Raw genomic sequence first — 6829 nt, 5'->3', positions numbered from 1 at the left:
AGAAATGATGGCACAAGAAAACAACTCGCAAAATCTCTACCAGTCGCTTTGGAATGCGGCGGATATCCTTCGTGGTAAGATGGACGCAAATGAATACAAGTCTTACCTCCTTGGTTTGATCTTTTACAAGCACTTATCGGATAAACTGCTCCTTGAGGTGTGTGATGACCTTGACGAACCTTTTGAAAGCTTGGCACAAGCGCAATCCCTCTATGAAGCCAGTTTGGCAGATGAGGACTTGAGAGATGATTTGCTAGAGGATCTCTCAGATGTGCTGGGGTATACCATGGCGCCTCAGTTGACTTTCACCGCTTTGGTGTCTAAAGTTTATACCAGTGACTTTCAGCTAGAAGATTTGGCGCAAGGTTTCCGTGATATCGAGCAGTCTAACGAGATTTTTGAAAACTTGTTTGAAGACATTGACCTCTACTCAAAACGCTTAGGCCCAACACCACAAAAGCAAAACCAAGTCATTTCAGAGTTGATCAAAGAGTTAAATGAGCTAAACCTTAGCGACCACGATGGCGATATTCTTGGGGACGCTTATGAGTACTTGATTGGTCAGTTTGCCAGCGATTCAGGGAAAAAGGCTGGGGAGTTCTACACACCGCAGGCTGTTTCTCACCTCATGACACAGATTGTCTTTTTAGGGCGTGAGCACCAAAAAGGCATGACCCTCTATGACCCAACTATGGGATCAGGCTCACTCTTACTAAATGCTAAACGTTACAGTAAGGAAGCCTCAACCGTTCGTTACTTTGGGCAAGAGATTAACGCCTCAACCTTCAACCTCGCTCGCATGAATATGATGCTGCACGGTGTTCCAATTGAAAACCAAAAACTCCACATCGGTGACACCTTGGATAAAGATTGGCCAAGCGATGAGCCGACAGACTTTGATGGTGTCTTGATGAACCCACCTTATTCTCAAAAATGGTCCGGGGACGCTGGTTTCCTCCAAGATCCCCGCTTTTCAAGCTACGGAGTTCTAGCACCAAAATCAAAAGCAGACTTTGCCTTCCTCCTACACGGTTTTTACCACCTAAAACACACAGGTATCATGGCCATCGTCTTGCCACACGGGGTGCTCTTTAGAGGAAATGCTGAGCAAAAAATCCGCAAACACCTCCTCGAAGAAGGAGCTATTGATACCATCATCGGACTACCAACAAATATCTTCTACAACACGTCTATTCCAACGACAGTTATCATTCTCAAGAAAAACCGCACCACAAAAGATGTCTTCTTCATCGACGCTTCAAAAGAATTTGACAAGGGTAAAAACCAAAACGTCATGACTGACGAGCACATCGCCAAAATCTTGGCTGCCTATCAAGACCGCCAAGACATCGATAAATTTGCGCATTTGGCAAACTTTGATGAAATTGTTGAAAATGACTATAACCTAAACATCCCACGTTACGTGGATACCTTTGAAGAAGAGCCTGTGATCCCACTACCTGATTTGGCAGACCAATTGGCAGATACCGACAAACAAATCGCTGAAACCACAGCAAAATTAGAAAGCATGCTCACGCAATTAGTAGGGACAAACCCTGATGCCCAAAACGAATTGGCTGACTTTTTAGCAAAATGGTAACAAATAAATACTAGGTTTTTGACCTAGTATTTTTTGGCTTTCGGGATTTGGGGTTTCCTTTGGCCTATCTTGTGCTATAATAGTATGTTATAAAAGAGAGGATTTTTTATGACAAATACCATTGATTTGGCGAAACCTGTCGCCGAAATCATACAAGAACACCCTGAAGTCAAGGAGATTTTGGTGGGTTTGGGGCTCAAACCCTTGGCCAATCCAGCCATGCTGCACACGGTAGGCAAGGTTACATCCTTGAAAGCAGGAGCAAAACTAACAGGCATTTCCCTAGAAGATATTGAGCGAACGCTCATATTTCACGGCTATGATGTAATCGGAGGTGACCATGACTGACAAGCGAATCGACGTGTTAAAAGACATTCTCTTGCGTTTGCATGACGGTGCGGATGCGGCTTCGGTGCAAGAGGACTTCAACCAGCATTTCACAGGCGTTTCGGCCCTTGAAATTTCCATGATGGAGCATGAGCTCATGGGGTCTGATACGGGCATTACTTTTGAGGATGTCATGGGGCTTTGCAATGTCCATGCCAATCTCTTTAAGGGAGCTATTTCAGATGTGGAGGCGCCTGACGCTGAGCAAGAAGGCCACCCTGTTTATCTCTTTAAGCAGGAAAACCTCGCCTTGCGAGCTGCCATGTTGCGCATTCGCCGCATCATTGAAAACTATGAAAAGCCTGAAAATGAGCCTTACCGTTTGGATTTGTTGAACGGTTTGCGCCATCAGATGAGCCTTCTTGGGCAATTTGATCGCCATTATACTCGCAAGGAAAAACTCTTCTTTCCAGTTATGGAGCGCTATGGGCATGACGCCCCACCAAAAGTCATGTGGGGTGTTGACGATGACATTCGTGATTTGTTCAAAACCACCCAAGCCAAACTCGACCAATTACCAAACATCAGCATTGACCAAGTTTCTGCAGCTTTTGAAGCCTTCGCCAAAGAATTTGAGGAAATGATTTTCAAAGAAGAGGCGATTTTACTGATGATTTTGTTGGAAACCTTGACGCAGGATGACTGGCTGGCCATTGCTAAGGAAAGTGATGCTTATGGCTATGCCATCATCAAGCCAACTGCAGTGTGGCAACCATACCGTGAAGCCTTTGACACACCAAAAGATCTTCAAGAAGAAACTGACAACAAAGAATCTCTTGTGGCAGAGGACCTTTCAGACACTGAACAAGTGACGCGTGTGATTGATACGCCTGAGGGACAATTGACCATTCAATTCACTCCTAAAAAGGACAAGGCAGCTGTGGACCGCACCACGACACAAGCCTTTGGCAATGGTTATTTGTCTGTTGAACAAGCCGATTTGATTCTCAATCATTTGCCGATGGAGATTACTTTTGTCAATAAGGACGATATTTTCCAGTATTACAATGACAACACTGAGCCTGAAAACATGATTTTCAAGCGCACGCCAAGCCAAATTGGTCGTCATGTGGAACTGTGTCACCCACCTCGTGTGCTGGAAAAGGTCAAAAAGATTTTCAGTCTCTTGCGCTCAGGTGAGCGTAACAAGGTGACTATGTGGTACAAGTCTGAGCGTTCAGGAAAATTTATCTATGTGACCTATGCTGCTGTCCGTGATCGAAAAGGCGATTTTCAAGGGGTGCTAGAATATGTCCAAGACATTCAAGTCTTTCGTGACCTAGATGGTGATGCTAGTCGTAACATTTAGTTTATAACACCCAAAAGGCAAGATCGACAGCTGTCCTGCTGAGTCGCGGACTTGTCTTTTCTATGTAAAAAACGGTATAATAGAAGTTATGGTTAATGGAATTATCAATTTGAAGAAAGAGGCTGGCATGACCAGTCACGATGCCGTTTTTAAGTTACGGAAATTATTACACGAGAAAAAAATTGGGCATGGTGGCACGCTTGACCCTGATGTGGTCGGTGTTTTGCCTATTGCCGTTGGCAAGGCCACGCGTGTTATTGAATACATGACCGAGGCTGGTAAGGTCTATCGTGGGCAAATTTGTCTTGGTTTTTCGACCACGACAGAGGACGCCAGTGGCGAGGTGGTGGAGAGAACACCTGTGTCTGCTGATTTAAGTCCTGAGCAGGTGGATGAGGCTATGGCAGGCATGGTGGGGGATATCAATCAGACACCGCCCATGTATTCTGCCGTTAAGGTCAACGGACGTCGTTTGTACGAATACGCGCGTGCGGGCGAAGAAGTGGAGCGCCCACACCGTCAGGTCAGCATTTACGATTTCAGGCGCACCAGCTCCTTGACCTTCAAGGATGATTGTTGTTATTTTGATTTTGAAGTGGCATGTAGCAAAGGTACCTATATCCGCACTTTGTCCGTGGATTTAGGGAAATCGCTGGGCTACGCCAGTCACATGTCCTTCTTGGAACGTCAAGCTTCAGCAGGATTGCAGTTGGATGACGCCTTGACTTTAGCAGAAATTGCGGAGAAATGTCAGGTAGACGATTGGTCTTTCTTGTTGCCGATTGAGTATGGTGTCATGGATTTGCCACGTGTGGATTTGACAGACGAGGAGGCCAAAGAGCTATCATTTGGCCGTAAAATTCCGCTAGAGCGCACGGATTCTCGATTGGCAGGCTTTTACCAAGACAAGCTAATTGCGATTCTTGAGCCTCGTGAGGACCTATACAAACCACGCAAAGTGTTTATGTGAGATAAAGACAAATGAACATCTATGAATTAAACGATTATAAAGACATCACAACAAGCCAAGATGCGGTGTTGGTTTTGGGCTATTTTGATGGGCTTCATCTTGGTCACAAAGCCCTTTTTGACCGTGCTAAAATCATTGCTAAGGAAGATAATCTAGACGTCACAGTCTTGACCTTCAATGCGTCGCCACGATTGGCCTTGAGCCGATACAGTCCGGATTTACTCTGTCAATTGACCTCTCCTGAGCTTCGTTATGACAAATTTGCGGCTTACGGTGTGGATAATTTGTACTTGACAGACTTCACGTCCTCATTTGCCAAATTGTCGTCGGATGCTTTTTTGAACTTGTTTGTCAAACCCTTGCGAGCAAAGGCCATTGTCGTTGGTTTTGATTACCGTTTTGGACATGACCGCAAAAGTGCCAGCGATTTAGCGCAGCAGTTTGACGGAGAAGTGGTGATTGTGCCAGAAGTGACGGACAAGGGCGAAAAAATCAGTTCCACTCGTATTCGTCATTTGCTGGAAACTGGGCAAGTCAAGGAAGCTAATCGTTTGTTAGGGTATGACTTTCAAACTAGCGGTTTAGTTGTTCATGGCGATGCGCGTGGGCGTACCATCGGTTTCCCAACGGCAAATCTGATTCCTCAAGACAGGGTTCTGTTGCCTCAATATGGGGTTTACGTCACAGACGCCATTGTACGTGGCAAACGCTATCGTTCCATGACCAGCATTGGTAAAAATATCACTTTTGGCGGCACAGAATTACGTCTTGAAGTCAACATTTTTGATTTCAATAGTGATATCTACGGTGAGCACATCGACGTCATTTGGTTGGAGAAGATTAGGGATATGGTCAATTTCTCAAGCATGAAAGCCCTAACAACTCAGTTGCATCAAGATAAATCCTTTTCGTTAAAATTGTGAAAAAATGGGTTTATTTTTAGAAAAAAGATAGTCAATTATGGATTTTTTTAGTATAATATAAGCAAGTATATGGGGGATTGCTTATATGATTACGTTATTTTTATCACCGAGCTGCACCAGTTGCCGAAAAGCTCGTGCTTGGCTCAATGAGCATGACGTGAAATTTCAAGAACACAATATCATCACGAACCCGCTCAGTCACGAAGAATTGATGACCATTTTATCCTTAACAGAAAATGGTACAGAAGACATTATCTCAACTCGATCAAAAGTTTTTCAAAAGTTAGATCTTGACGTTGATGATCTCTCTGTTTCAGAATTGATTGACTTGATTTCGCAAAATCCAGGTTTGTTGCGTCGTCCGATTATCTTAGACGACCACAAACACATGCAAATTGGATTTAACGAAGACGAAATTCGAGCCTTTTTACCAAAGGATTACCGCAAACAAGAGTTGCGTCAAGCGACGATTCGAGCTGAGATAGACAGTTAAGAAAGGAGTAGCTCAAAGAAAGTCTTTAAAAAAACAAAAGTAGTGTCTGATCATAAGCTTATTGCGATGAAAAGACGCTCGTGCGCGTTGGAAAAGACTATTTTGAGGACAAATACTTTATGAAGAATTATAGCTATCCGCTTGATCCATCTTGGAGCACTGATGAAATTGCCTCGGTGCTTTCTTTTTTGAATCGAGTTGAAGACGCTTATGAAAGCAAGGTAGCCATCAAAGATCTCTTAGACAGCTACGCAGCATTTAAAACCGTTGTAAAAAGCAAGGCACAAGAAAAACAAATTGATCGAGCTTTTGAACAAAGCAGCGGTTATTCAACCTACCAAGCGGTGAAACAGGCACGCGCGACAGAGAAAGGATACATTTCTCTTGAAAACTAAATTTAACTTTGCCAAAGAAATCATCCGTGAGGCAGGTGCCTTTGTTAAATCACACATGATTCAAGAACTAGACATTGAAGAAAAGACCCGTTTTGATGATTTAGTGACCAATCTTGACAAGGCAACGCAAGATTTAGTCATTGGTAAAATCAAGCAAGCCTATCCCGATGACCATATCATGGCCGAAGAAAATGGCGTTTATCACCCCGTGTCTGACGGGCATGTGTGGGTTTTGGATCCTATTGACGGCACGGTGAATTTCATTGTTCAACGTGATCATTTTGCCATTATGCTCTCTTATTACGAGGATGGTGTGGGGCAATTTGGCTTGATTTACGATGTCATGGGTGATACGCTATACAGCGGTGGCGGGCAATTCGACGTCTATGCCAACGACAAAAAATTACAGCCCTACCAAGACGTACTATTAAACCGCAGCTTGATTGGTTGCAATGCCATGATGTTTGCGGATGATTATCACGGCATCAAAGAATTGGTTCAGCAAAGCCTTGGCGTACGCATTTACGGTGGCGCAGGCATTAGCATGGCTTATGTCTTATCAGGGCAATTATTAGCCTATTTTTCACATATTCAGCCGTGGGATTACGCTGCTGCTAAGGTCATGGGGGAAAAATTAGGTTATGTCTTGCTCACTATTGATGGCAAGGAGCCTGATTTCAAGACTCGTCAAAAAGTCATGTTTGTGCCTAAGGCAAAATTAGCAACTATTCAACAATACCTCAAACCATAAG

General features: G+C 44.0%; 8 protein-coding genes. All 8 read left to right on the top strand.

Going from position 1 to position 6829, the window contains the following annotated elements; translation table 11 throughout:
• Nucleotides 1-7: 7 nt before the first annotated feature.
• The 8 genes from B3473_RS05090 (at nucleotide 8) to B3473_RS05055 (ending at nucleotide 6828) form a co-directional block, all read left to right on the top strand.
• Complete coding sequence (locus B3473_RS05090) at nucleotides 8-1600, top strand: type I restriction-modification system subunit M (RefSeq protein ID WP_293677779.1); 1593 nt, start codon at nucleotides 8-10, stop codon at nucleotides 1598-1600.
• Between the two features lie 108 nt (nucleotides 1601-1708).
• Entirely contained in the window at nucleotides 1709-1948 is a 240-nt protein-coding gene (locus B3473_RS05085; protein WP_154454709.1) for a DUF1858 domain-containing protein, read from the top strand.
• Nucleotides 1941-3296 (top strand): DUF438 domain-containing protein, encoded by a 1356-nt coding sequence (locus B3473_RS05080; protein WP_154454710.1) that lies wholly within the window; start codon nucleotides 1941-1943, stop codon nucleotides 3294-3296. Before B3473_RS05085 ends, B3473_RS05080 begins: the two co-directional genes overlap by 8 nt.
• 88 nt (nucleotides 3297-3384) lie before the next feature.
• Nucleotides 3385-4266: a tRNA pseudouridine(55) synthase TruB gene (truB, locus tag B3473_RS05075; protein WP_168260737.1), complete on the top strand. Its 882-nt coding sequence runs from the start codon at nucleotides 3385-3387 to the stop codon at nucleotides 4264-4266.
• An 11-nt stretch (nucleotides 4267-4277) separates the two neighbouring features.
• Nucleotides 4278-5189 (top strand): bifunctional riboflavin kinase/FAD synthetase, encoded by a 912-nt coding sequence (locus B3473_RS05070; RefSeq protein ID WP_154454712.1) that lies wholly within the window; start codon nucleotides 4278-4280, stop codon nucleotides 5187-5189.
• Nucleotides 5190-5274: 85 nt separating this feature from the next.
• Nucleotides 5275-5682: a Spx/MgsR family RNA polymerase-binding regulatory protein gene (locus B3473_RS05065; protein ID WP_154454713.1), complete on the top strand. Its 408-nt coding sequence runs from the start codon at nucleotides 5275-5277 to the stop codon at nucleotides 5680-5682.
• Between the two features lie 119 nt (nucleotides 5683-5801).
• Entirely contained in the window at nucleotides 5802-6077 is a 276-nt protein-coding gene (locus B3473_RS05060) for a UPF0223 family protein (protein ID WP_154454714.1), read from the top strand.
• Nucleotides 6067-6828: an inositol monophosphatase family protein gene (locus B3473_RS05055; protein WP_154454715.1), complete on the top strand. Its 762-nt coding sequence runs from the start codon at nucleotides 6067-6069 to the stop codon at nucleotides 6826-6828. Before B3473_RS05060 ends, B3473_RS05055 begins: the two co-directional genes overlap by 11 nt.
• Nucleotide 6829: the final 1 nt, after the last annotated feature.

The sequence above is a fragment of the Streptococcus sp. UBA632 genome, from assembly GCF_002300045.1.
Taxonomy (GTDB): Bacteria; Bacillota; Bacilli; order Lactobacillales; family Streptococcaceae; genus Streptococcus; species Streptococcus alactolyticus.
This window is presented reverse-complemented; position numbering and strand designations above follow the sequence as displayed.

Excerpts from the sequence above, each read along its gene's own strand:
- B3473_RS05065 (WP_154454713.1), top strand. The coding sequence starts at position 5,275 with ATGATTACGTTATTTTTATCACCGAGCTGCACCAGTTGCCGAAAAGCT.
- B3473_RS05090 (WP_293677779.1), top strand. The coding sequence starts at position 8 with ATGGCACAAGAAAACAACTCGCAAAATCTCTACCAGTCGCTTTGGAAT.
- truB (WP_168260737.1), top strand. The coding sequence starts at position 3,385 with ATGGTTAATGGAATTATCAATTTGAAGAAAGAGGCTGGCATGACCAGT.
- B3473_RS05085 (WP_154454709.1), top strand. The coding sequence starts at position 1,709 with ATGACAAATACCATTGATTTGGCGAAACCTGTCGCCGAAATCATACAA.
- B3473_RS05060 (WP_154454714.1), top strand. The coding sequence starts at position 5,802 with ATGAAGAATTATAGCTATCCGCTTGATCCATCTTGGAGCACTGATGAA.
- B3473_RS05070 (WP_154454712.1), top strand. The coding sequence starts at position 4,278 with ATGAACATCTATGAATTAAACGATTATAAAGACATCACAACAAGCCAA.
- B3473_RS05080 (WP_154454710.1), top strand. The coding sequence starts at position 1,941 with ATGACTGACAAGCGAATCGACGTGTTAAAAGACATTCTCTTGCGTTTG.